This is a genomic window from Serratia grimesii, from assembly GCF_900186025.1.
Classification (GTDB): Bacteria; Pseudomonadota; Gammaproteobacteria; order Enterobacterales; family Enterobacteriaceae; genus Serratia; species Serratia grimesii.
Genome location: NZ_LT883155.1, coordinates 152,265 through 175,296, shown reverse-complemented (window position 1 = coordinate 175,296; position 23,032 = coordinate 152,265). Strand labels below are relative to the sequence as shown.

The window sequence follows — 23,032 nt, the reverse complement described above, 5'->3', positions numbered from 1 at the left end:
AAACTAGCGGCTCCCCGTTGTTTGCACTAATTCAGCAAGCAAGGGCCAGCGCGTCATCATTTGCGTTAAACGCTCCTGACGCGAAATATCAACATAACTTAATTTTGGTAAAGAAAAGGCATGACTGAGAGCCAGCAAATCATCCTGAGTTTCCGGCGGTGCCACTGCATGAAAGCGCGTTAATTGATTATTCATTCTGCCGCCTTTAAAAAATAGGCTAATGTTAATTAACTATAGCAACGTAAAAAAAAGACATGGCCAATAAGATGATTCCTAACAGATATTATTACACAGTTTGTTAGATTTGTTATTATTGATCCCAATGACACTATGACTGAATAGCGACATTCAGTTAGCCGCGGCGACACTTTCAACGAAAGTAGAAACATATCCTATGGCGCAATCTTTCTCATTAGGTATTCGACAGATTTGGGAAGAACTGTCTGTAATGCAGGCCCCGGGGTTTTATTGGGTAAATGTCGATCGTCAAACCGATGCCAGTTTGCTCTGCCAACAAATCTTAGCTGCCCAGGCTGTAACCAGCCAGGTGGCATTGATTTGCAGCGGAGAAAAACCCGACAGACTGTTGGCTGAGCTTGCCTCCCCCGCCCTGAAAAAAATTCCGCTGTACCAGTTACCGGAAAAAAAAGCCGCGCTGACACATTTCAGTGATGACCTGATGCGCGCCTTAAAACCGCAAAACCGCTTATTAATCCTGTTAGCCCATGCCAGCCTGTGGCAAACCTTCACCAGCGAAGAGTTGCGGAGCTGGACGCGTGCCACGGCCATTTGGCTACGTCAGCAAGGCTGCACGCTGCTGATCCTCAGCCACGGAGGGGGCGTCAATAAGCTCAAAGGGCAGCTCAGCGCACAGCACCGTATTCTCAACGGCCTGTCCAGCCTGCAGTGGCAACAAGATAGCGCACAGTATCTGGTGAATTGGTGGAGTACCGAAAACGGCATCAATGCCAACCAACTACTGACACTCTATGCCGGCGAACACGGCTGGCAGGGGGACGATGACAGCAACAAACCTTCCCCAACCTCTATCCGCAGCGATGAAGGCCGTTATCTTGCTCAACAGAGCATTCTTGAAGGCGCTCCCCCACTGTCCGCCAACTGGCAACTGCTGGAAAGCAATGCATTACTGGCACAACACGGCATGCTGACACTCTCGGCTACACTGATCTTTGCGCTGTACCAGAGTGATGAAATCGATGCGCTCGCGCATCAAATTCACAGCTTGCGCCGTCAACGCGGTAACGGCTTGAAGATCGTGGTACGTGAGATGAGTGCCAGCCTGCGTTACAGCGACGAGCGTCTGCTCTTGGCCTGCGGAGCCAACCTGATTGTGCCGCACGTGGCGCCGCTGTCGCGTTTTTTAACCATGCTTGAGGGTATTCAGGGTCAACGCTTTTCTCGCCATGTCCCAGCAGACATTGATGCTCTGTTAGCCGGGTTACGTCCATTGCAACTGAAAGGCTACATGCGTCCAGATGACTTTAGCCAGGCCGTGGTTTCGCTGATGGGTAACACCTTGCTGCCAGAAGACGGTAAAGGCGTGATGGTTGCACTACGTCCAGCGCCGGGGTTACGCGCCGAACAGGCGATGACCCTCTGTCATCTGCGCCGTTTCGGTGACGTAATGACCGTGGTACAGGGCCGGTTGGTGCTGTTTCTCTCCACCTGTCGGATTAACGATCTGGATACTGCGTTGAAATTTATCTTCCGGCTGCCGGTGGACGAGGCGTTCAGTAATCGGGTCGTATGGCATCAGGATGTAGATATTCTTTCAGAAATCAAACGGATGGCGCACAACGCCAATATTCCGTTAGCCACCATGACCGCACCGGCTACGCCGCGCCACGCTGCCGCTGTCGCAGACAGCCCACAGGAGCGTCGACAACCGGTGCCATTCACGCTGGCTAGCGGCATACAGGAGAGAAAGCATGCTGAATCTTAACGATATTATGCAGTTGATTATCCTGTGTGCGATCGTTTTTATTCCGTTGGGTTATGCCTTTCACCGGCGTTTCCCTCACTGGCGTCAATACTGGCAAAACCTGTTGTTATCACCGCGTTATTTAAAATCCGTCGGGTTATGGGTACGCGAAGGTTCTTCATCTCAGATTAAGCGTAAGAAACAGCCATGAAGCCAACAAACAACCCGCTATCCGATAACTCCCTGTGGCGCTACTGGCGTGGACTGGGCGGCTGGAACTACTACTTCCTGGCCAAATTTGGCCTGCTGTGGTTCGGTTACCTGAACTTCCACCCGTTATCGAACCTGGTGTTCATGGCATTCCTGCTGATGCCGATACCGGCGCTGCGCCTGCACCGTTGGCGTCATTACGTGGCGATCCCGATAGGCCTCGCGCTGTTCTATCACGATACCTGGCTACCCGGTATCAACAGCATTATGAGTCAAGGTTCGCAGTTGACCGGCTTCAGTGCCCAATATCTGCTGGAACTGACAAACCGCTTTATCAACTGGCAGATGGTCGGCGCCGCCTTTGTGATGCTGATTGCCTATTTGTTCCTGGCCCAATGGGTGCGCGTCACCGTATTCACCGTCGCTGCACTGGTGTGGCTCAACCTGGTTAACATCGCCGGGCCGGCAGTGTCGCTGCTCCCAGCCAGCATCACCGCATCCACCAGCAGCACACCGGCGACGACAGCTCCGGCGGCCGGGGGAAACAGCGCACCAGCAGACAGTGCGCCGCCAACCAGTGCGAATCTGACGGCCTACCTGAATCAGTTTTACGACAAGGAAAAAGCCCGCGCCACCGCTTTCCCAGCGACGCTGCCTGCCGATGCCCAGCCGTTTGACCTGCTGGTCATCAATATCTGTTCGCTGGCCTGGGCCGATATGGATGCGGTGAATCTGCAAAACCATCCGCTGTGGTCGAAGATGGACATCATGTTCGACAACTTCAACTCGGCGACCGCCTACAGCGGCCCGGCCGCGATACGCCTGTTGCGTGCCAGTTGTGGACAGCTTTCGCACCACGACCTGTATCAGCCGGTTAATCAGCAATGCTATCTATTTGATAATCTTGCCAAGCTTGGTTTTAAAGAACAGCTAATGCTGGATCACTCCGGCGTGTTTGGTAACTTCCTGAAAGAACTGCGTGAGCAGGGTGATATGCAGGCGCCACTGATGTCACAGGCCGGTATCAGCAATGAGCTCGCCTCCTTTGACGGCGAACCGATATACAACGATCTGGATTTACTCAACCGCTGGCTGGATCAGCAACAGAAGGCCGGTGATGCCCGCAGTGCCACCTTCTTCAACATCATTCCGTTACATGATGGCAACCGCTTCGTTGGCTCTAACAAGAGTGCAGACTATCAACCTCGAGCGCAAAAGCTGTTTGATCAGTTGAACACCTTCCTTGAACAACTGGAGAAATCCGGTCGCAAAGTGATGGTTGTGATTGTGCCGGAACACGGCGCGGCGCTGGTAGGTGACAAAATGCAGATGTCCGGTTTGCGTGATATACCAAGTCCGAACATTACCCACACGCCTGTAGGTATCAAGCTGGTTGGGATGAAAGCCCCACATCAGGGGAGTCCTCTGCAGATCAAAACCCCAAGCAGCTATCTGGCCCTGTCAGAACTGGTCTCTCGCTTGGTCGATGGCAAAGCATTCACGGCACCGAGTGTGGACTGGCAGGCACTGACGCAGAACTTGCCGCAGACTGCGGTCATTTCGGAAAATGACAACGCTATCGTGATGCAATACCAGGGTAAGCCGTATATACGATTGAACGGCGGCGATTGGGTGCCTTACCCACAGTGACTTAATACAGGACGCACAGGCACGCCTTCGGGCGTGCTTTTTTTTAAGGGTATTAATTCATGAAGAACAATGAGTAGCGCCGCATTAACATCAGGTATTCTCTTTCAGTCTTAACAAAAAAGAAAACACGACACCAAATCAAATCCATTTGTTAATTATGACTCTGCGAAGATTCTGAATATCAGCAATTATTCGTAAGGAAATCGTTAAGGGAAATAAGCTAAATTAATAAAGATAAAATATTCAATCAGAAACCTAATTAATTAAGTGATACATTCAATCAAAAAAATACCGGCATAAATGCCGGTATTTAAATAAATACTCAGTGATAACAGCATTATGCCGCAGGATTTTCATCCTGATCGACCGCAAAGCAAGCCACCATCTGTTCACCGTATTGCTTCAATTGAGGTTGCAGTTGAGTGCATGGCCCGAAAGCACGACGGCACCGGGCGTTGAAAGCGCAACCGGGTGGCGGATTCATCGGGCTAGGGAGCTCACCGGTCAGCTTGATGCGCTCACGGCGCATATCCGGATTCAAACGCGGTGTCGCAGAGAGCAACGCCTGGGTATACGGATGACGCGGGTTGTTGAAAATGGCGTCTTTACTGCCCTTCTCCACGCAACGGCCGAGATACATCACCATCACTTCGTCGGCAATGTGTTCCACCACCGATAAATCATGTGAGATGAACACATAGGACAGCCCAAGTTCCTGTTGCAGGTCCATCATCAGGTTCAGCACCTGCGCACGCACCGACACATCCAGAGCGGAAACAGGCTCATCGGCAATCACTACATCAGGGTTAAGCATCAACCCACGCGCGATCGCAATACGCTGCCGTTGGCCGCCAGAAAACATGTGTGGATAGCGATCGTAATGCTCGGTTTTCAGTCCAACCTTGGCCATCATTTCCAGCGCTTTCTCACGACGCTCCGCACTGCTCAGCCCGGTGTTGATCTGCAACGGCTCCTCGAGGATCTGCCCGACCTTTTTACGTGGGTTGAGCGATCCATAAGGATTCTGGAACACAATTTGGATCTTCTGTCGTCGCAGCTTCTCGGCTGTCACATCCGGCTTCAGCAGATCCTGTCCCTGGTAGTACAGCTCACCACCCGTAGGCACTTCAATCATCGTCAGCAGGCGACCCAGTGTTGACTTACCACAGCCGGACTCACCCACCACCGCCAGCGTTTTGCCACGCTCAAGGGTGAAAGAGACGCCATCCAGTGCTTTAACCAGCCGTTCCGGGGCGAATATCCCCTTCTTGACCGGGTAGTGTTTCTTCAGGTCAATCGCCTGTAATAAGGGTTGATTCTGGCTCATACGGTCGGCCTCCCCGCATCATCCAGCGGTGTGTGACATTTAACCTGACGGCCGGGAATAGTGCGCAATTCCGGCTCTTCAACGCGACAACGCTCATTGGCGTACGGGCAACGCGGGTTGAGCAAACAGCCACTTGGGCGGTCATATTTGCCCGGTACCACGCCTGGCAACGAAGCCAGGCGGGCCTTATCGGCGGCGAATTCCGGCAGCGCACGCAGCAGCGCCTGGGTATAAGGGTGGCGCGGCGCACGGAATATTTCCGATGCTTTCCCGGATTCCACCACCTGTCCGGCATACATCACGATGATGTGGTGTGCAGCTTCTGATACCAGAGCCAAATCGTGGGTAATCAGCAATAACGCCATATTCTCGCGCTGCTGCAACTCCAGCAACAGTTCGATAATTTGCGCCTGGATGGTCACGTCGAGTGCTGTGGTGGGTTCATCAGCAATCAGCAGCTTCGGTCGACAGGCAATCGCCATGGCGATCATCACACGCTGACTCATGCCACCAGAAAGCTGATGCGGATACACATCCAGCCGCGAGGCTGGGTCGGGAATGCCCACCTGCGTAAGCAGGTCGATAGCCCGTTGACGACGGGTGCGACGATTACCGCCCTGATGCACCTTTAACGCTTCCATAATCTGGAAACCGACGGTGTAACACGGGTTCAGGCTGGTCATCGGATCCTGGAAGATCATCGCCACTTCCGAGCCCACCAGTTGGCGGCGCTCTTTTTCAGAAATTTTGCGTAGATCCTGGCCGTTAAACTCCAGCTTTTCAGCCATCACTTTGCCAGGGAAATCGATCAGGCCCATAATCGCCAGCGAGCTGACGGATTTGCCGGAGCCGGATTCACCGACAATCCCCACCACCTGACCCTGTTCCACGCTGTAACTGATACGGTCTACCGCGCGGAAAGGGGTGCCTTCGTCACCGAAGTGTACCGAAAGCTTGTCTACATTTAATAACGCCATCTCTCTCGTCCTCTTTACTGCTTGAGTTTGGGGTCGAGAGCATCACGCAAGCCGTCCCCCATCAGGTTAAATGCAAGCACCGTCAGCAGAATCGCCACGCCGGGGAAGGTTACAACCCACCAGGCGCTTTGTGCGAACTGCAGGACGTCGGAGAGCATGGTGCCCCACTCCGGCGTCGGCGGTTGTGCACCCATACCCAGGAAGCCGAGAGCGGCCATATCCAGGATAGCGTTCGAGAAACCAAGAGAGGCCTGGACGATCAGCGGTGCCAGGCAGTTTGGCAAAATATTGATAAACATTTGGCGCATCGCACCGGCACCCGCCACGCGTGAAGCGGTGACATAGTCGCGGTTGACTTCCACCAATACCGCCGCGCGGGTCAAACGCACATAGTGCGGCAGAGCAACGAACGTCAGTGCCAGCGAGGCATTGACGATAGACGGCCCGAAGATCGCCACCAGAACCAACGCCAGCAGCAAGCTTGGAAGGGCCAGCATGATATCAACGATACGCATGATGATCGCATCTACCACGCCACCGAAATAACCCGCCAGCAGGCCCAGCACCACGCCCATGATCAGCGACAGAACCACGACCAAACAGCCGACCAGCAACGACAACCGGGCACCGTACATCAGTCGGGACAACACATCGCGGCCAACATCATCGGTACCCAGTAGGTATTGCCAGCTGCCGCCTTCTTGCCAGACAGGCGGCTTGAGCAATGCGTCGCGGAACTGATCCGCCGGTGCATGCGGCGCCAACACGCCAGCACCGATGGCAATCACGAACATCAGAACGATATACACCAGGCCAACAACGGCCCCTTTATTGCGCTTGAAATAGTGCCAGAACTCCTGGAACGGGCTCATTGGCTTCGGCGCACCTTTAACTACAGACTCAGTGATTTGAGACATCAGAGCGCCCCTTATTTCTTGTGGCGAATACGCGGGTTGACCACGCCGTAGAGCACATCTACCAGCAGGTTAACCAGAATAATCATACAGGCGACCAGCAACACACCGCCCTGAACAACCGGATAATCACGACGTTGCAGCGCGTCCATCAGCCAACGTCCCAGACCCGGCCAGGAGAAGATGGTTTCGGTCAGGATCGCGCCGGCAAGCATGGTACCGACTTGCAGACCGATCACCGTCACGACAGGCAGCAAAGCGTTACGCAACGCATGCACCACAATCACTCGCATACGGCTCACACCTTTGGCACGTGCAGTTCGGATGTAATCTTCACCGAGCACTTCCAGCATTGAGGAGCGCGTCATACGCACGATCACAGCCAGAGGGATGGTACCCAATACGATCGCTGGCAGAATCATGTGCATCACAGCATCAATGAAGTCACCCGGCTGACCCCAGATTAGGGTGTCGATCAGCATGAAGCCGGTTAGCGGCAAGGTATCGTCCAGGAACACCGTGTCACTGACCCGTCCCGATACCGGCGTCAGGTTTAGTTGCACCGATACCAGCATGATCAGCATCATGCCCCACCAGAAAATCGGCATCGAATAGCCGGTCAGTGAAATGCCCACTGCGGTATGATCGAATATGGAGCCTCGCCTGACCGCTGCCAATACCCCCACCGGAATCCCCACCAGCACGGCAAAAATCATCGCGCAGAATCCTAATTCCAGCGTGGCCTTAAAGCGGGGGACGAACTCATCCCATACGGAAATACGGCTTTTGAGGGACGTACCCAAGTCGCCATGTAAGACGTTGGATACGTAAGAGAAATACTGTTGATAGAGCGGTTTATCCAGCCCCATTTCCGCCATCAACTGTGCATGGCGTTCTGCGGAGATCCCGCGTTCCCCGGCCATGATGGTCACCGGGTCACCCGGGATCATATGGACGAATGCAAAAGTCAGCAAAGTTATGCCGATAAACGTTGGGATAACTAACCCCAAACGTCGGAGTATGAACTGCAACATATCCCGAACTCTCTGTATCAATGCCCGGCAGCTCATCGTCCGCCAGGCTTATTAAAGCTCACACACTTTGAAAAACCCTGATGCCATACGTCGGGGACTGGTCAGCAGGAGCGCAATTTGTTGCGCCCCTGCCAAGTCCATTCGTGCGTCGCCGACTGAACGGCCAGAATTAATCTAGAGAGACATTCTCAAAGTGATGCTTACCAAGCGGATCCACGACGTAGCCCTTCACTTCTTTACGTACTGGCTCGTAAACGGTGGAGTGCGCAACAATCAGTGCCGGAGCCTGATCGTGCATCACTACCTGAGCTTGCTTGTAAAGTTCTACACGTTTTTCGTGGTTCGATTCAGCGCGCGCCGGTTGGATCAGATCTTCAAACGGCTTGTAGCACCAGCGAGAATAGTTGGAACCGTCTTTCGCTGCGGCACAGCTAAACAGCGTAGCGAAGAAGTTATCCGGATCCCCATTGTCGCCAGTCCAGCCCATCATCACCGTCTGATGTTCGCCCGCTTTCGCGCGCTTGAGGTATTCACCCCACTCATAGGTCACGATTTTGGCTTTCACGCCGATTTTTGCCCAGTCAGACTGGATCATTTCAGCCATACGACGTGCATTCGGGTTATACGGACGTTGTACCGGCATCGCCCACAGATCGATGGAGAAACCGTCTGCCATGCCCGCTTCTTTCAGCAGCTCTTTGGCCTTGACCGGATCGTAGGTGTAGTCTTTCACCGCATCGTTATAGCCCCACATGGTCGGTGGGATCAGGTTCTTGGCCGCCTGGCCTGCACCTTGGTACACCGCATCGATGATAGCCTGCTTGTTGACCGCCATGGTCAACGCCTGGCGTACCTTCAGGTTATCCAGTGGTTTTTTCTCAACGTTGAACGACAGATAACCGACGTTCAGACCTGGTTGTTCCATCAAGTTGATGGTTTTGTCCTGCTTCATGCGGGCAATGTCAGCCGGGTTCGGGTACGGCATCACCTGGCACTCGTTTTTCTGCAGCTTGGCGTAACGCACTGACGCGTCAGGCGTGATAGAGAATACTAAGCGGTCGATCTTCGGCTTGGTGCCCCAGAAACCGTCGAAGGCCTTGTAAAGGATTTTGGAGTCTTTCTGATATTGCAGCAGTTGGAACGGACCGGTACCGATTGGATTCAGATCGACTTTCTCCGGGGTGCCAGCCTTCATCATCACATCGGCGTATTCGGCAGACAAGATAGAGGCAAAGTCCATGCCCAGGTCAGCCACAAACGGCGCTTCCGGGCGGGTCAGCACAAAGCGTACTGTGTAGTCGTCCACTTTTTCGATTTTGGCGATCAGCTTCGGCATGTCCATGCCTTCAAAGTACTCATAGCTACCGCCGGAGACTTTGTGATAGGCATTATTGGCATCTAACTGGCGTTCAAAGGAGAACACCACATCGTCTGCGTTGAAGTCGCGAGTCGGTTTGAAGTCTTTGCTGCTCTGCCACTTCACACCCTTACGCAGGTGGAAAGTGTAGATCTTGCCATCTTCGCTGACATCCCATTTTTCAGCCAGGCCAGGCTGCAGCTCGGTGGTGCCGATTTTGAATTCGACCAGACGGTTGTAAATTGGCACCGAGCTGGCGTCATAGGTCGTACCCGAGGTGAACAACTGCGGGTTGAACCCTTCCGGGGACCCTTCAGAACAGTAAACCAGAGTCTTGGCTTGTACGCTGGCCGCAACGGTCAGCGCAATCAGCCCAATACCGAATTTCAGAATCCCTGTTTTTCCCAAGGAACTTGTCATCGCTAGTGCTCCATTATGTGATGTGATGTGTGTATTACCGCCAGAGCCTGTATTTTTTATTGCGCGGCCTGTGCAGTCAGTGCCCGAAGGCTGGAAGGGATAATTGCTCGAGAGAGCCGGGTGGAACGCATCCCGGTGGGGGCGTCTGAGCGCGTGGGATCCACTCAAACAACTCTCGCTCTTACCCCTGAGGCTACCAAATTGCCAACTGTTTCGAGTGTCGTCAATATAACCAGTGGGGATTTACACAGACTGTGAGAAACAGCAAACAAACATAAAAAAAACCTTTTTTTAACAGTTACAGCATTAAAAATTATGCTATGCGGTTATTTTTAGTTCGATAGGCTGCATGGCTGAAAGTTACTGGTTTTTAACTCCGATAAAAAACTAAAAAAGTTTGTTGCTGAATGATGAATATCTGAACGGTTATTTTTGTGATCGGCGTTAAAGACAGGATGAAATGCTGGTTCCTTACCCGAAAGGGTGAGGCAAACCAGTCCTTTTTAATCGAATAGGCGTCACAATCTATGCGGCGTGAAAAAACTTTCGTCTGCCAAAAAACCGGGGGCCAAAAAATATCCCCCGGTAACGTGCTACAACTGATGTAATTATTGTGTGCCGGCGCTGTTGCCCAAGCTGGTATTCATGTTGTTCAGAATATCTCCATTGTCGGCATCAATCTCCCAAGAGAACAACCCGCCCAGCTGCTTATCCAACACATACTTGCCTTTTGCCTGCACCGAGCGTGCATCATCGAAGGTGATCAGATCGCCCGTCGAAGGTTTGAACACGTAAGGTGCTTCGGCGGTGGCGTCATAGCTGTACTGCCATTCACCGCTCATAAATTCATTGGCGATTTGACGGTAATCCACGATGCCATTTTCCCAGGTGCCTTTCACGGGGCCGGTTGCGGTACCAGTAAACGGAATGTTGTTTTGGTAGCCGTTCACACCGGTCCAACCGCGGCCATACATGGCAGTACCCACCACGATCTTGCCCGGCTTAACCCCCTGCGTCAGCAGCGCGTTAACGCCATTCACCGTGGTATACGCCGTATCTGGTTTCCAGGACGGTGCTTTCAGTGCTGTCTGATGGCCCAGGTTTTTCAGATCAAATGCGCCATAGAAGTCGTAACTCATCAGGAAGATGTGATCCATCGAGTTCTGCGCAGTGTTGTAGTCCACCTTGTCGATTTTATCCTTGCCGGCGCTGATCGCTGAGGTCAGTTCATACTTGCGACCGGTTTCTGCCGAAAGCTGGTCCAACATGGCCCGCAGTTCTTTCATCAATTGCACATAGGTCGCCCCATCCTGCGCACTACCCAGTTTCGGGTTAGCGCCCTGCCCGCCCGGGAATTCCCAGTCGATATCCACGCCGTCAAAGAACTTCCAGGTTTGCAGGAACTCTTTCACTGAGCCGACGAAGCGATCGCGCTTCACCTTGTCGCCCATGAAGAAGAATGGGTCGGATAGCGTCCAACCGCCGATCGATGGCAGGATTTTCAGGTCTGGGCGCGCCTGTTTCAGCGCCATCAACTGACCAAAGTTACCTTTGTAGGGGTCATCCCAGGCGGTAACGCCCTTTTGGCCTTTCTGCAACGCGGCAAACGGATCGTGGATTGACACTTTAAAGTCCTCACGGCCCTGGCAGGAACGCTGCAACGCCTGGAAGCTACCTTCGATCTCTTTCAGACTGTCGTTGATGCCATCACCGCCACAGATCGGGATAAACCCGTACAGCAAATGCGTCAGGTTTTGCGCCGGCAGCTTATCGACGGTGAAATTACGGCCGTATACGCCCCATTCCACAAAATAAGAGCCGACCACTTTTCCGGAATCTTGTTTATAAGGTTTATTCTTTTCCAACAGCGGTTCTTTTAAGGGTGCCAAATGGCTGCCGTCGGTATCAGCCACAACAATTTCAGTCGCATCGCTGGCGGTACAGCCGTCGGCATTACATAACGCCACCTGCATTTGATAGCGGCCACCCTTATTAACTTTAAAGTTTGCCGTGCCGGAAGAACCGGTTGACGCACCGCTCCAAACTTCTTTACCATTTAATAATACTTTTGCTGTGGTACCCGTATCGCCATTCCATAAATTCCATGAAACTGAAACATCGGCAGCATTTTTTACTTTCACCAGATTATTATATGCGGTCGCTGCCTGATCGACCTCGACAATGGCGAACTTGGTATTGCCCCAGGCTAGCGTAGGCTTACCCGGTGCAGCGGCCTGTGCAGCAGAACAGAGCGTGCTACCGATCAACAGCGCCAACAGTGGCTTATTAAATTTGCGCATAACTGATTCCTTTATTCCGAGAGGATAAACGTAAAATATTTAATGACGGCCGCCCATTGTCGGAGCAAAATAATCCCGCAATAATCTTGGCCGATTAAAGTGAACAAATAAACACTTATCTTTTCACGCAGCGGGAATTATTACTCTCGCGTTGTGTATTCAGACTATAGATAAAACGCCAATTAAAACAAGAGCACTATCGATTGGGTTTTATTAGACAACGGTGAATTTATTTAAACATGAATAAAGGAGGCAGCTAGATATAAGGAGCGTGAATTTATTACTGAGAAAGGATAAATATTTCTCACAGTATTGCCGCTAATACAGGTTTCACCGGCGAGTAAGGATGAGTTTGGTAAACTACAGGCGAAAAAAAACCTGCTTTAAAAAGCAGGTTTTCTTGAATGTGGTCGGCGAGAGAGGATTCGAACCTCCGACCCACTGGTCCCAAACCAGTTGCGCTACCAAGCTGCGCTACTCGCCGATGCGGGGCGCATCTTACTGCTGACGATAATACGCGTCAATCACTTTCTTGCCCCGGCCAGTCAAGTGGTGATAAAAACGGCATAAAGCGCGCTACAGCAGCCTGCAGCGCGCTTTTTCATCATGCCTTCGCCGTTTTCAGCGCCGGTGATTGAGCGCGCAAGAACGGCAACAAGAACAACGCAGACAAGCAGGCAGCGATCGAAATCACCACGAAGAAACCATTCCAGTGCCAGATTTCCATGATGCGGGCAATCGGGTAGCCGGACAACGCCGCCCCCAGGTAAGCAAACAGGCCGACAAAACCGGTTGCCGCCCCGGCAGCATCCTTGTGCGAACATTCCGCCGCTGCCATGCCGATCAGCATCTGCGGGCCAAAGATGAAGAAGCCGATAGCAAAGAAACAGGCCGCCTGCAGCAGGAAAGTAACACCCGGCATGAGCCACAGCGCCGCAACCGACAGGAAGATCCCGATGGCGAAGATCAAATTCATAGGCCCACGGTTACCGCGGAACAGCTTGTCAGAACCCCAACCGGCTACCAGCGAACCAATAAAGCCGCCCACTTCAAACAGAGAAATCGCCGAGTTGGCGGTCATCAGTGAGTAGCCTTTCTCCTGCGTCAGATACAGGTTACCCCAGTCGTTGATTGCGGTACGCACGATGTACACCAGCACATAAGACACGGCCAGCAGCCAGATATATTTGTTGGTCAAGACGTAGCGCTTGACGATTTCCCGGTTGCTCAGCCCCTGGCCTTCCGATTCTTGCACCAGCTCCATGGCGTCGTTACGCCATTTACCCACACTCGGTAACCCCATGGTGGACGGCTTGTCACGCAGCCGCCAACACATCAACAGGCCTAGCACCACACCGATAATGCCCGGAATAATCATGCCGTAGCGCCAACTGAAGTGCAGCGAAATAAAGCCCACCAGCAGTGGAATCAGTGCACCACCAAAGTTATGCGACGTGTTCCAAATAGCCCACCAGCCTCCACGCTCGGAGCGTGAGTACCAACTGGTGAGTATTTTTGAGCATGGCGGCCAGCCCCAACCCTGGAAGAAGGCATTGAGGATCCACAGCGTACCCAGCATCAGCAGAGAAGAACTCAAGCCGAAGAAGATATTGAGTATGCCGGTCATGATCAGACCCAGTCCCATAAAGTAACGTGGGTTAGAGCGATCACTGATCATGCCAGAGATAAACTTCGAACAACCGTAAGTGATGTAAAACAGCGTGCCTAGGATGCCGACATCAGACATCGTCAGGCCAAGATCGCTCAACATGGCTGGCATGATGAAGTTGAAGCTTTTGCGCGTGAAGTAAAACGCAGCATAGCCGATATACATCGTCCACATCAGTTGGATACGCCAGTATTTATAGCTGGCATCGATCTGTTTTTGATCGGTAACCGGCGGCACATCCTGGCGGCTTTTAAGGAAAGACCACATGTGAAACCTCAGAGAATGGGAAAAGTGCCGCTATCATGCTGCGCGCGCGCGTAAATGACTTACGCCGGATTCCCGACGCGACTAAGAGTATTTCCTAGTTTTGCCCTTCTACCGCCGAAACTGTGGGTAAGATCACATTCAAACTGGTGCCATTTTCCGACGTCAGTCGCAGGCTACCACCCAGTGCACTAATGCGTTCCTGCATACCACGCAGGCCATAACCGGGCTCATGGTTAGCCAGATCGATGCCAACACCGTTATCCCGAATAGTCAGCAGAACTTGCGGTGGCTGCCCTTTACGATGGCTAAGACGTGCATCCAGCTCAATTCGGCTGGCGGCGGCGTGGCGGCAAACGTTAGTTACGCCCTCCTGACAGACCCGATACAGGGTGATCTTCAGCGTTTCATCCAGCAACTCGTCCGGTACCTGCCACTGCATCACGCTCACCAGAGACGTATCTTGCGGCAACGACTCACGCAACATCGCCGCTACCGCCGCCGAAAGCGGCAGATTATTCAGCGCGGCGGGCCACAATTGAGTCAGTACATCGTGAACACCGTCATAGACCCGCAGCGCCAGTGTATCTATCGCCTCGGCGCAGCCTATTACCTGCGGCTGCGGTGCCAGGCGCTTGATAATACTGGCTTGGGTACGAATAACAGTGATAGTTTGGCCGACTTCGTCGTGTAGCTCGCGTGCAACCTCACGCCGAGTCTGTTCTTCTGCTGTGACCAACGCACGTGCCAGTTGGCGGTTCTCTGCCAATCGCCAACGCAGTTGTTGATTGAGCTCTCGCTGGCGCTGAATCCCCGCGCCGAGCAGCAAACCGGTCAGACTCTGGGCCAATAACGACAGCAACAGATCGCGATGCGACTCAGGTTGTGGTGGCTCGTTGGCCACCAGCACCACCCCATTGAGCAATGTCGCCAGCAGCGCTCCTTGCCAGCCATAGCGATAGGACATAAAAACGATCGGGATCGCCAGACAAAACGGTGCGAAGCGGCGCAGCTCAGCGGCATTGACCTGCTGTTGCAACCAGATACTGAGCCCAAACAACAACAAATAGCTGGCCAGATGGCGCAACCGCAAAGTTACCGGTTTATGGATCAGACCCGGTTCAAGAGGCACCCAGATCTGCCGCGCCAGGTAATGCCACAGCAACAGGCAGGTCGGTGCAATAGTGAAACCACCCGCCAACCCAAGCAGCAAGGCACGTGCGCCGTTACCGTTAACCAACTGCCACACCAGCGCCTGTAGCACGGCGGCAACAGCCACCACCGCTCCCTGCATTAACGGCCATTGCCATTCACTGTCACTTTGCTGATGGCGTAACAACCAGGGGGAAGCCAGCAGGCTGAGCAGCACCGTCAACACCAGTACCACGACCGACGCCCACAGCGCCGGGCCGTAACCGAACTGATCTGCCAACAACACCATCAGCAGTAAGTCAGCCAGTAAGATACCCGGCCAGAAACGGTAAGGACTTTGCAGCAGAATGCCCATACGCAGGCCAAACGGGAATAACAACAGTGCCTGCCACGGCGGATCAATCAGCGCGGTACCGATACCCCACAGGCAAAATGCACTGGTGGCATAGATAAAAAACAGCGCCAGCTGGGTGATCAGACGTTGCATCACAGGTTTAGCATCCGCTTCGCCAGTTCAACATTATTGTTAATACCCAACTTGGCGAACAGATTGGCACGATGTACGTGTACCGTTTTCGGTGATAACCCCAACGTCGCAGCAATTTCCCGGACTTCCTGCCCTTGTGCCAGCAACAGCGCGATTTCGCGCTCGCGACGGGTCAGGGGGTCTACCTTGACTCGCGCCAGCTGCTGGGCGATTTCAGGCATCAGGTATACGCCCCCGCTGGCGACGGTGCGAACCGCGGTGATCAGGTCTTCTGGCTTACAGCGTTTGGATAAAAAACCACAGGCGCCACGCTCCAAAGCCATTTCCACCAGCGCTGAATTATCATGCATCGACAGCATTACCACCCGAATACCTGAAGGTATATCCGCCAGCAAATCCAGCCCACTGCCATCCGGCATCGAAATGTCACAAATGCAGATATCCGCCTCTAAACCCGGCAGACCGGCACGCGCCTGGGTCGCACTGCTGAACTCCCCGACCACTTGAATATCCGCCTCCAGCGACAGCAGTTGCACAAAGCCCGATCGCACAATGTCATGATCGTCAATAAACGCCACGCGCAAGGTCATGGAAATCTCCGGTCCGAGAGGGAAAGTGCGCAAGTATACCGCAAGCCTGAGCCGGATTAATTGATGAAGGGAAGGTATTAACGGATTTTACCGGGCGCAACGCGCCCGGTATTGAAGAGGTTACATCTGGGCCGCGGCTGTCTTACTCTGAGGAATATTACACCAGTTGTTTTTTGCTACGATGCCGCCGTTAGGCGAGGTATAGCCAAGACAGCCGAGAATGGTATCGAACAGCTCAACATGGCGATGTATCTTGCCCACACGCTGCTGCGCCTGTAATTGCTCAAACGCACTGCGATGCTGCGGATCTTCCAGGAACTTGTCAGAAGCCCACACCATCATTGGCACGCGGAACTGCTCCGGTGGCGCCATTTCACGTGGTGTACCATGCAGATGTGAGTTCTCGCCAATCGACTCGCCGTGATCGGACGAATAGAACACGATGGCCTTCTTCTCACGCACCTGGTCAATGACATTGGCGATAAAGGAATCGGTATACAGCACCGAGTTATCGAAAGCGTTAATCAACTGATCTTTGGAACAGAAATCGTCAACGCCAATACACTCTGGCTGATAGCGCGCATAACTACGCGGATAACGCTGTGAATAAAGGTAATGCGAGCCTTTGGTATGCAGGATCACCAAGTGCTTGCCTTTCGGGTAACGCGCCAGTGACTCCTTCATTTCGTCCACCAGCAGCATATCGTCAACCGACTTGCCATCGTTACGTTTCTCGGAGGCGATCATCTCGCGGAATGAATAGTTGTTAACTTCGGTATTGTTGTAGAACCAAACCTCACTCTGCATGGCAAACAACTCAGAGGTAAAGCCCAAGTCCTTCAGTACTGCGAACACGTTTTGCTCTTTCAGCGTTCGTTGCGGGTTGTCTGCCGTCCCACCTTCCCGCACAAACATGCAGCGCAGCGAAAGTTTGGTGGCGGTATCACATGATACGCCACGGAATGCCGCCAGATTTTTCTCTTTGGACAACCGTGGCGTGGTGTCACGGTCGTAGCCAAGAATACCCATGTGATCCCAACGCGTGGTTTCGCCAATGATAAACACCACATAGGTGTCATCGATATCGGCGGGCGGCACATAGGTAAAGTTTTTGGCTGGGTCGAACAAGGTGGCCTGATCCTGGCTTTCGTCATAACGCGTATAGGCAAACAACCCCAGCGCCGACAACCAGTTAGACGGCAAATAAGAATGGGCCACTACGCCGCCATAACTTGGCAAATCCACATTGGTGATTTTTTCCTGGGCACTCTGCTCGTTGTCCAGCATGCGCAGCGGTAACCACACCAGCGCTACCACTGCCACCAGCACCACTAAGGGCTTTACCCGGTGGCCAGGGGTTTTTAGTTGCTCAATCAGCGTATAACGCAGGTTGTTTTTCCAAATGCACAGCAGCGGCAATGTACTGAGCACCACCATCCACAACACAAAGTGCAGACCTACCACTTCTTTAGACAGATCGATATCCGTGGTCATCACCGACACGACAATGCCATAACCAATCACCACGTTGAAAAACGTCATGTAATAGCTGGCAGCAACGGAAATCAGGACCAACAACGAAGCGGTGATACGGTAGAACAGCCGGCCGCCAAGCGACACCAGCCGCATAATGAAGAAGGTGAATAGAACAATGGCAATAACCTCAGTTATTGCGGAAATAACCTTAATCCCCTGAATGCCGTGTGAAAACGAATCGAAGCGGCGATAAAAAACGGAAAGGTTTAAAAATATGCCGATATAGATCGCTAACAATAACGATAAATTCTGCTGTGATAGCGATTTAACTTTGTTCATGTAACGCGGTGGCTCCGGGGACTGTAACAGTTCTGAATCAGTCAGACATCCAATGCGGCCTCAGGTTCAGCCGAGCGGCAATAAGCGCTATTTTGAGGGCAATAATCAAGCAAATTCTCAAAGGGGGGGCATTTTTTGCTGCTTTTTGTGAGCAAAATGGAGGTAGGCAAAACGAAAAAAATGGAGAGATCAAACCCTCCATTTTTTAATGGTATTAGCGGGAGCCCTATTTAATGTTCAGCGTGACATCAATATTGCCGCGGGTCGCATTGGAATAAGGACAAACAACATGGGCTTTTTTCACCAGGTCTTCCGCCACACTGCGTTCGATACCTGGCAAAGTGATATCCAGTTGTACTTCAATACCAAAACCATTAGGGATTTCGCCAATGCCGACGGTGCCGTCAATTTTGGCTTCAGCAGGGATCTTCACTTTCTCCTTCGCTGCAACAAACTTCAGTGCACCAAGGAAGCAAGCAGAGTAGCCAGCGGCGAACAACTGTTCCGGGTTGGTGACGTCGCCGCCCGCGCCGCCCATTTCTTTCGGTACACCCAGTTTAACATCCAACACACCGTCGGATGATGTCGCACGGCCATCACGGCCACCGGTTGCTGTGGCATGAGCACGGTAAACAACTTTTTCAATCGACATAGATCATTCCTTCTTTCTGGTTGGGGACATGACAGCGATGCTTACAGGCAAATGCCATCATATGTATATCTTTCACGATTAAATCGCACACTATATATTTAACGCTTACTTTCAGTGTAGCCCACGAACGCCAATCCTGCGTCCGGAGCCAATCGTCAAAGCTGGTTGAGCAACTTACCGCGCAGCTTTTCCAACTGCTGTTTGATATTGACGATTTCATCAAGGCTGCAATCAGTGGCACACATTACAGCTTCTGGGACCGACTGCGCTTTTTCACGCAGTGCACGGCCCGCGTCGGTTAACGCGATAATCACCTGCCGCTCATCCGCAGTCGCACGGTAACGCACCAGTAATCCTGCAGTCTCCAGCCGTTTCAGCAACGGTGTTAGCGTTGCCGAATCGAGAAACAGCCGCTCGCCGATGTCCGTGACTCTGATTTCGTCCCGTTCCCACAGCACCAGCATCACCAGGTATTGTGGATAAGTGAGATCAAGTTGGTTCAGCAACTTGCGATACACCTTGTGCAGTGCCAGGTTCGCAGAGTAAAGGGCAAAACACAGCTGCTGATCGAGCAGCAACAGATTTTTCGCTACCGGTTGTTCGGTGTTTTTCGTTTTCATGAATCAAATATAGATAGTGCACTATGTAATCGCAAGCTATTTTTTAGACAATGTGCTACGTTTTTAAAACAGAGGATGTCACAGCGGGGTGCTGTGTGGAGGGAATGGACATGACAAACACATTAGCAGAGCGCGCACGTCGTTACGCTACCAAAGCGCATGCGGCCATTGATCAGCGCCGAAAATATACAGATGACGCCTATATTGTTCACCCTCAGGCGGTGATGGAAATCGTCAGTAGCGTGCCACACAGCGAAGAAATGCTGGCCGCTGCCTGGCTGCACGACACGGTAGAAGATACGCCCACCACCCTCAGTGATATCGAAAGCCATTTTGGGCCGGAGGTCGCCACCTTGGTGGCGATGCTGACCAACGTCAGCACTGCCGCCGACGGTAACCGTTTTGAACGCAAGAATCGCGATCGACGCCACAGCGCCCAAGCTTCACCACAGGCCAAGACCATTAAGCTGGCGGACTTGATCGATAACACCCGTTCACTGCTTGAATACGATAGCCATTTTGCCCGCACCTATCTGATCGAAAAACAGCGGTTACTGGAAGTCCTTACCGAGGGCGATCCAACGCTGTGGCAGCAAGCGCACCATATTGTCGAGCAGGGGCTACAAAAGTTGCAATTACCGCCGCATAACGTCCCGGCGAGCTGGTTCGAACACACGCGCCAGCGCTACCGGGAAAGCGACGCGGCGTAGCCGTCAGAAAGTCACCACCGTTTTGAGCGCCGTCACCCAGGCATCTTGCGTTTCGTTGACGCCCGCCGGATGGTGCCAATATTGCACACCCGGTTGTAACTGCAACCACGGAGTGACGTTGAAGCGATAATAGAGTTCCGCCGTTACTGAATGCCCCGGTACTGGGTGATAGTTGGGATCGTTATAGTCGGTGGCGTTGTTGATTTGATTAAGGTAGCGCTGGTTATCCCGATAATGGTTGCTCAGCTTGACCATCGATACCCCCAAGCCCAGCCAATCATCTGGGCGTGCGTCAAACAGCCCACGGTAACGGATGCCGGTTGAGGTTGAGTAATGCATATAGTTTGACCGCTGATCTGCCAGCCCCAGACTGTAGAACAGGCTTAGTCCTCGATTAGCGTCATCCTGGTGGCGCGTGACCTGCTGGTTAAAGCCGGTGTACAGGAACCAGGTACGATCATGGCTGCGATAGCCGTTAGGATCGGCCGCTCCCGGGCCACCAGAAACGCCCTCATACAAATCCTGCTGACTAGCATTGGTGAATAACACGCCAATATTGTAGACCCCAGGTAACTGATTGACCGCGTTGGTTTTCAATTCCAGTTCCATTGGCAACAAAACGCCCTTGCTGCCCTTGGTCGACCAACTCCAGGCATGACTGCGGCTAGGTGCCTGCGGGTTTTGTTCCATCACACCGGTTTTAAAGGTCAGCCCATCAGTCAGTTTATACTGCAAGGTGGTGCCCCAGTAATGGACGTTCCAGTTATACCAGGTCAATGAGTTGGCAGATTTTCCGCCGCACAAGGTCAGTGTCTGGAAATCGCAGGGAATGATCTGATCGAAATCCTGCACCTTGTTCATCATACCGATACGCCATTGCAGCCGGCGATCGAGAAAACTGCGGCTAAACGTTAACCAGCCCAATCGGGTGATCGACTGGCCGCCATAACTTTCTTGCGACAAATCGGTCGGATTGACGCGAGGATCCTGCAAACGATCGCGTGTCAGGTTGTTATCATGGTTACGGTTAACAATATTGCCTTCAATCGCCGCATCCGGAATCCCCGTTAGCGCCTGAAGATCCTGACTGAAGGTCAGCGAGAACTGATCAATGTATGACACCTGCTTATCGTGGTTATACCCACCACCGGCGTTATAAGAAATCTGGCTAAGGTACCCCAGATTATAGTGAAAACCATGATCTTCCAGGATCGGCCTGATCCCTAACATATCCCCCAACAGCCCTGCCTGTGGCGGTTCAAAGCCAAGTGCGACACCCTGCCATTTGGCGGTGGGTGCCTCCACATCTTTGGCGGTTTGCAACGTTTCGGCCTGTGCGCCAGCGCAGGTCAGCAATAACGCCGCAAGAGTCATAGAGTGAGGTAATGGGCATTTCATTATTATATTTCTCCGCATATCGCGCTGACTGCAAGCAGCAGCAATCCCTGGGTAAAAATTCCCCATCATTGGCAGCAGTAAATAAAGGTGATGACCCGGTGGTTGCCACCGGGTTGATTGACGGAACTTAGGCTTTGTCTTTCAGGCTGTTACCGTTGCTTTGGATCACATCACGGTACCAGTAGAAACTCTTTTTGCGGCGGCGTTCCAAGCTGCCCTTGCCAGTATCATCGCGATCGACATAAATAAAGCCGTAGCGCTTGGACATCTCAGCCTTAGAGGCACTGACCAGGTCGATCGGTCCCCAACTGGTGTACCCCATCACTTCAACACCGTCGTCAATCGCTTCAGCGACCTGTACCAGATGATCGTTGATATAATTGATGCGGTAGTCGTCGTTGATGCTGCCATCAGCTTCAATACGGTCCTTCGCCCCGAGTCCGTTCTCCACGATAAACAACGGCTTTTGGTAGCGGTCGTACAACACATTAAGCAGATAGCGCAGACCAACGGGATCAATCTGCCAACCCCATTCAGAACTGGCCAAGTGCGGGTTCGGTACCATATTGAGAATGTTGGCACGGGCCGTGTTGTTCTGCTGTTCGTCGGTAGTCACACAACCACTCATGTAATAACTGAAAGAGATAAAATCGACTGTCTCGCGCAGCGTCTGTCTGTCCTCGGCGGTGATCTCTACCTGAATATTGTTTTCGCGGAAGAAACGTTGCATATACGCCGGATAGCCGCCGCGTGCCTGCACGTCGCCAAAGAACAACCAGTCACGGTTCTGGCGCTGGGTTTCCAACACATCTTCCGGTTTGCAACTGAGCGGATACAAAATACCGCCCAACAGCATATTGCCAATTTTGCCGCCCGGCACAATTTCATGGCAGGCTTTTACCGCTTTGGCACTGGCCACTAACTGATGGTGAATCGCCTGATAAATCTCGCTCTTGTTACTGTCGTCCTTTAACCCGACACCGGTAAAGGGTGCATGCAACGACATATTGATCTCGTTAAAGGTCAGCCAATGCTTCACCTTATGCTTATAGCGCTCGAACACCGTGCGTGCGTAGCGCTCGAAAAATTCGATGGTCTTACGGTTACCCCATCCCCCGTAATTCTTCACCAACCCATACGGCATCTCGTAGTGTGACAGGGTGATCAACGGCTGAATGCCGTACTTTGCCATTTCATCGAACAACTGGTCATAGAACGCCAAGCCGGCTTCATTCGGGACATCTTCATCGCCCTGCGGGAAAATACGCGTCCAGGCAATAGAGGTTCGCAAGCACTTAAAGCCCATTTCAGCAAACAGCGCGATGTCCTGCGGATAACGATGATAAAAGTCGATCGCCACATCCTTAATGCCGCTGTCGCCGTCAACCCGCGGCGTAATTGCGCCGAAGATGCCCTGCGGTTGCAAATCAGAAGTCGACAACCCTTTGCCATCGGTCTGATAAGCCCCTTCCACCTGATTGGCTGCTACCGCACCGCCCCATAGAAAATGGTCTGGAAATTTGCTGCTCATCGCTTTCTCCTCG

19 protein-coding genes and 1 tRNA gene are annotated in these 23,032 nt (G+C 52.6%); 4 read left to right on the top strand and 16 right to left on the bottom strand.

The features are described from left to right. Positions 1 to 3: 3 nt before the first annotated feature. Positions 4 to 195, bottom strand: a complete 192-nt coding sequence (gene bcsR / locus SGBXF1_RS00780) for a cellulose biosynthesis protein BcsR (protein ID WP_037422848.1) — start codon at positions 193 to 195, stop codon at positions 4 to 6. 199 nt (positions 196 to 394) lie between these two features. On the opposite strand from bcsR, the gene bcsE reads away from it, so the two are divergent. From bcsE to bcsG, 3 genes are read left to right on the top strand one after another with little or no spacing between them, the layout of a single operon-like run. After that, a complete protein-coding gene (bcsE, locus tag SGBXF1_RS00775; protein WP_186427684.1) occupies positions 395 to 1,963 on the top strand; it encodes a cellulose biosynthesis protein BcsE in 1,569 nt (522 codons plus the stop codon). Beyond that, positions 1,950 to 2,153 (top strand): cellulose biosynthesis protein BcsF, encoded by a 204-nt coding sequence (bcsF, locus tag SGBXF1_RS00770; protein WP_037422854.1) that lies wholly within the window; start codon positions 1,950 to 1,952, stop codon positions 2,151 to 2,153. The genes bcsE and bcsF overlap by 14 nt, the downstream gene beginning before the upstream one ends. Continuing rightward, positions 2,150 to 3,802, top strand: coding sequence for a cellulose biosynthesis protein BcsG (gene bcsG, locus SGBXF1_RS00765; protein ID WP_186427683.1), 1,653 nt, complete (start codon positions 2,150 to 2,152; stop codon positions 3,800 to 3,802). The genes bcsF and bcsG overlap by 4 nt, the downstream gene beginning before the upstream one ends. A gap of 337 nt (positions 3,803 to 4,139) precedes the next feature. Here the strand turns inward: bcsG and dppF are convergent, their stop codons facing one another. From dppF to SGBXF1_RS00700, 13 genes are all read right to left on the bottom strand, one after another. Next, the gene (gene dppF, locus SGBXF1_RS00760; protein ID WP_037422857.1) at positions 4,140 to 5,129 is read right to left on the bottom strand and encodes a dipeptide ABC transporter ATP-binding subunit DppF; all 990 of its coding nucleotides are present in this window, start codon (positions 5,127 to 5,129) and stop codon (positions 4,140 to 4,142) included. Then, positions 5,126 to 6,106 (bottom strand): dipeptide ABC transporter ATP-binding protein, encoded by a 981-nt coding sequence (gene dppD, locus SGBXF1_RS00755; protein ID WP_037422859.1) that lies wholly within the window; start codon positions 6,104 to 6,106, stop codon positions 5,126 to 5,128. The genes dppF and dppD overlap by 4 nt, the downstream gene beginning before the upstream one ends. A gap of 14 nt (positions 6,107 to 6,120) precedes the next feature. After that, complete coding sequence (dppC, locus tag SGBXF1_RS00750; RefSeq protein ID WP_037422861.1) at positions 6,121 to 7,023, bottom strand: dipeptide ABC transporter permease DppC; 903 nt, start codon at positions 7,021 to 7,023, stop codon at positions 6,121 to 6,123. A gap of 11 nt (positions 7,024 to 7,034) precedes the next feature. Next, positions 7,035 to 8,054 (bottom strand): dipeptide ABC transporter permease DppB, encoded by a 1,020-nt coding sequence (gene dppB, locus SGBXF1_RS00745; RefSeq protein ID WP_037422863.1) that lies wholly within the window; start codon positions 8,052 to 8,054, stop codon positions 7,035 to 7,037. Between the two features lie 169 nt (positions 8,055 to 8,223). Then, complete coding sequence (gene dppA, locus SGBXF1_RS00740) at positions 8,224 to 9,831, bottom strand: dipeptide ABC transporter periplasmic-binding protein DppA (protein ID WP_037422866.1); 1,608 nt, start codon at positions 9,829 to 9,831, stop codon at positions 8,224 to 8,226. A gap of 608 nt (positions 9,832 to 10,439) precedes the next feature. Next, complete coding sequence (chiA, locus tag SGBXF1_RS00735) at positions 10,440 to 12,131, bottom strand: chitinase ChiA (RefSeq protein WP_037422869.1); 1,692 nt, start codon at positions 12,129 to 12,131, stop codon at positions 10,440 to 10,442. A 407-nt stretch (positions 12,132 to 12,538) separates the two neighbouring features. Further along, positions 12,539 to 12,615: transfer RNA gene (locus SGBXF1_RS00730), tRNA-Pro, on the bottom strand. A gap of 120 nt (positions 12,616 to 12,735) precedes the next feature. Continuing rightward, positions 12,736 to 14,067: an MFS transporter gene (uhpC, locus tag SGBXF1_RS00725; RefSeq protein ID WP_037422872.1), complete on the bottom strand. Its 1,332-nt coding sequence runs from the start codon at positions 14,065 to 14,067 to the stop codon at positions 12,736 to 12,738. Positions 14,068 to 14,161: 94 nt separating this feature from the next. Beyond that, positions 14,162 to 15,703, bottom strand: coding sequence for a signal transduction histidine-protein kinase/phosphatase UhpB (gene uhpB / locus SGBXF1_RS00720; RefSeq protein ID WP_130383127.1), 1,542 nt, complete (start codon positions 15,701 to 15,703; stop codon positions 14,162 to 14,164). After that, entirely contained in the window at positions 15,703 to 16,293 is a 591-nt protein-coding gene (uhpA, locus tag SGBXF1_RS00715) for a response regulator transcription factor UhpA (protein ID WP_186427682.1), read from the bottom strand. Before uhpA ends, uhpB begins: the two co-directional genes overlap by 1 nt. Positions 16,294 to 16,413: 120 nt before the next feature. Beyond that, positions 16,414 to 18,108, bottom strand: coding sequence for a kdo(2)-lipid A phosphoethanolamine 7''-transferase (gene eptB, locus SGBXF1_RS00710; protein WP_037422879.1), 1,695 nt, complete (start codon positions 18,106 to 18,108; stop codon positions 16,414 to 16,416). A 226-nt stretch (positions 18,109 to 18,334) separates the two neighbouring features. After that, entirely contained in the window at positions 18,335 to 18,760 is a 426-nt protein-coding gene (locus SGBXF1_RS00705) for an organic hydroperoxide resistance protein (RefSeq protein ID WP_037422882.1), read from the bottom strand. 155 nt (positions 18,761 to 18,915) lie between these two features. After that, complete coding sequence (locus SGBXF1_RS00700; protein ID WP_037422885.1) at positions 18,916 to 19,380, bottom strand: MarR family winged helix-turn-helix transcriptional regulator; 465 nt, start codon at positions 19,378 to 19,380, stop codon at positions 18,916 to 18,918. A gap of 110 nt (positions 19,381 to 19,490) precedes the next feature. Here SGBXF1_RS00700 and SGBXF1_RS00695 point away from each other — a divergent pair, with 110 nt between their 5' ends. Next, positions 19,491 to 20,090: an HD domain-containing protein gene (locus tag SGBXF1_RS00695; protein ID WP_037422888.1), complete on the top strand. Its 600-nt coding sequence runs from the start codon at positions 19,491 to 19,493 to the stop codon at positions 20,088 to 20,090. A gap of 3 nt (positions 20,091 to 20,093) precedes the next feature. Here the strand turns inward: SGBXF1_RS00695 and SGBXF1_RS00690 are convergent, their stop codons facing one another. Both SGBXF1_RS00690 and SGBXF1_RS00685 read right to left on the bottom strand, forming a co-directional pair. Continuing rightward, positions 20,094 to 21,488 (bottom strand): carbohydrate porin, encoded by a 1,395-nt coding sequence (locus tag SGBXF1_RS00690; RefSeq protein WP_130382752.1) that lies wholly within the window; start codon positions 21,486 to 21,488, stop codon positions 20,094 to 20,096. Between the two features lie 127 nt (positions 21,489 to 21,615). Next, positions 21,616 to 23,019, bottom strand: coding sequence for a glycoside hydrolase family 1 protein (locus tag SGBXF1_RS00685; RefSeq protein WP_186427681.1), 1,404 nt, complete (start codon positions 23,017 to 23,019; stop codon positions 21,616 to 21,618). Positions 23,020 to 23,032: the final 13 nt, after the last annotated feature.

Bases quoted from the DNA above. Each gene is read 5' to 3' on its own strand.
- bcsR (WP_037422848.1), bottom strand. From the start codon at position 195: ATGAATAATCAATTAACGCGCTTTCATGCAGTGGCACCGCCGGAAACT.
- bcsE (WP_186427684.1), top strand. From the start codon at position 395: ATGGCGCAATCTTTCTCATTAGGTATTCGACAGATTTGGGAAGAACTG.
- bcsF (WP_037422854.1), top strand. From the start codon at position 1,950: ATGCTGAATCTTAACGATATTATGCAGTTGATTATCCTGTGTGCGATC.
- bcsG (WP_186427683.1), top strand. From the start codon at position 2,150: ATGAAGCCAACAAACAACCCGCTATCCGATAACTCCCTGTGGCGCTAC.
- dppF (WP_037422857.1), bottom strand. From the start codon at position 5,129: ATGAGCCAGAATCAACCCTTATTACAGGCGATTGACCTGAAGAAACAC.
- dppD (WP_037422859.1), bottom strand. From the start codon at position 6,106: ATGGCGTTATTAAATGTAGACAAGCTTTCGGTACACTTCGGTGACGAA.
- dppC (WP_037422861.1), bottom strand. From the start codon at position 7,023: ATGTCTCAAATCACTGAGTCTGTAGTTAAAGGTGCGCCGAAGCCAATG.
- dppB (WP_037422863.1), bottom strand. From the start codon at position 8,054: ATGTTGCAGTTCATACTCCGACGTTTGGGGTTAGTTATCCCAACGTTT.
- dppA (WP_037422866.1), bottom strand. From the start codon at position 9,831: ATGACAAGTTCCTTGGGAAAAACAGGGATTCTGAAATTCGGTATTGGG.
- chiA (WP_037422869.1), bottom strand. From the start codon at position 12,131: ATGCGCAAATTTAATAAGCCACTGTTGGCGCTGTTGATCGGTAGCACG.
- uhpC (WP_037422872.1), bottom strand. From the start codon at position 14,067: ATGTGGTCTTTCCTTAAAAGCCGCCAGGATGTGCCGCCGGTTACCGAT.
- uhpB (WP_130383127.1), bottom strand. From the start codon at position 15,703: ATGCAACGTCTGATCACCCAGCTGGCGCTGTTTTTTATCTATGCCACC.
- uhpA (WP_186427682.1), bottom strand. From the start codon at position 16,293: ATGACCTTGCGCGTGGCGTTTATTGACGATCATGACATTGTGCGATCG.
- eptB (WP_037422879.1), bottom strand. From the start codon at position 18,108: ATGAACAAAGTTAAATCGCTATCACAGCAGAATTTATCGTTATTGTTA.
- SGBXF1_RS00705 (WP_037422882.1), bottom strand. From the start codon at position 18,760: ATGTCGATTGAAAAAGTTGTTTACCGTGCTCATGCCACAGCAACCGGT.
- SGBXF1_RS00700 (WP_037422885.1), bottom strand. From the start codon at position 19,380: ATGAAAACGAAAAACACCGAACAACCGGTAGCGAAAAATCTGTTGCTG.
- SGBXF1_RS00695 (WP_037422888.1), top strand. From the start codon at position 19,491: ATGACAAACACATTAGCAGAGCGCGCACGTCGTTACGCTACCAAAGCG.
- SGBXF1_RS00690 (WP_130382752.1), bottom strand. From the start codon at position 21,488: ATGAAATGCCCATTACCTCACTCTATGACTCTTGCGGCGTTATTGCTG.
- SGBXF1_RS00685 (WP_186427681.1), bottom strand. From the start codon at position 23,019: ATGAGCAGCAAATTTCCAGACCATTTTCTATGGGGCGGTGCGGTAGCA.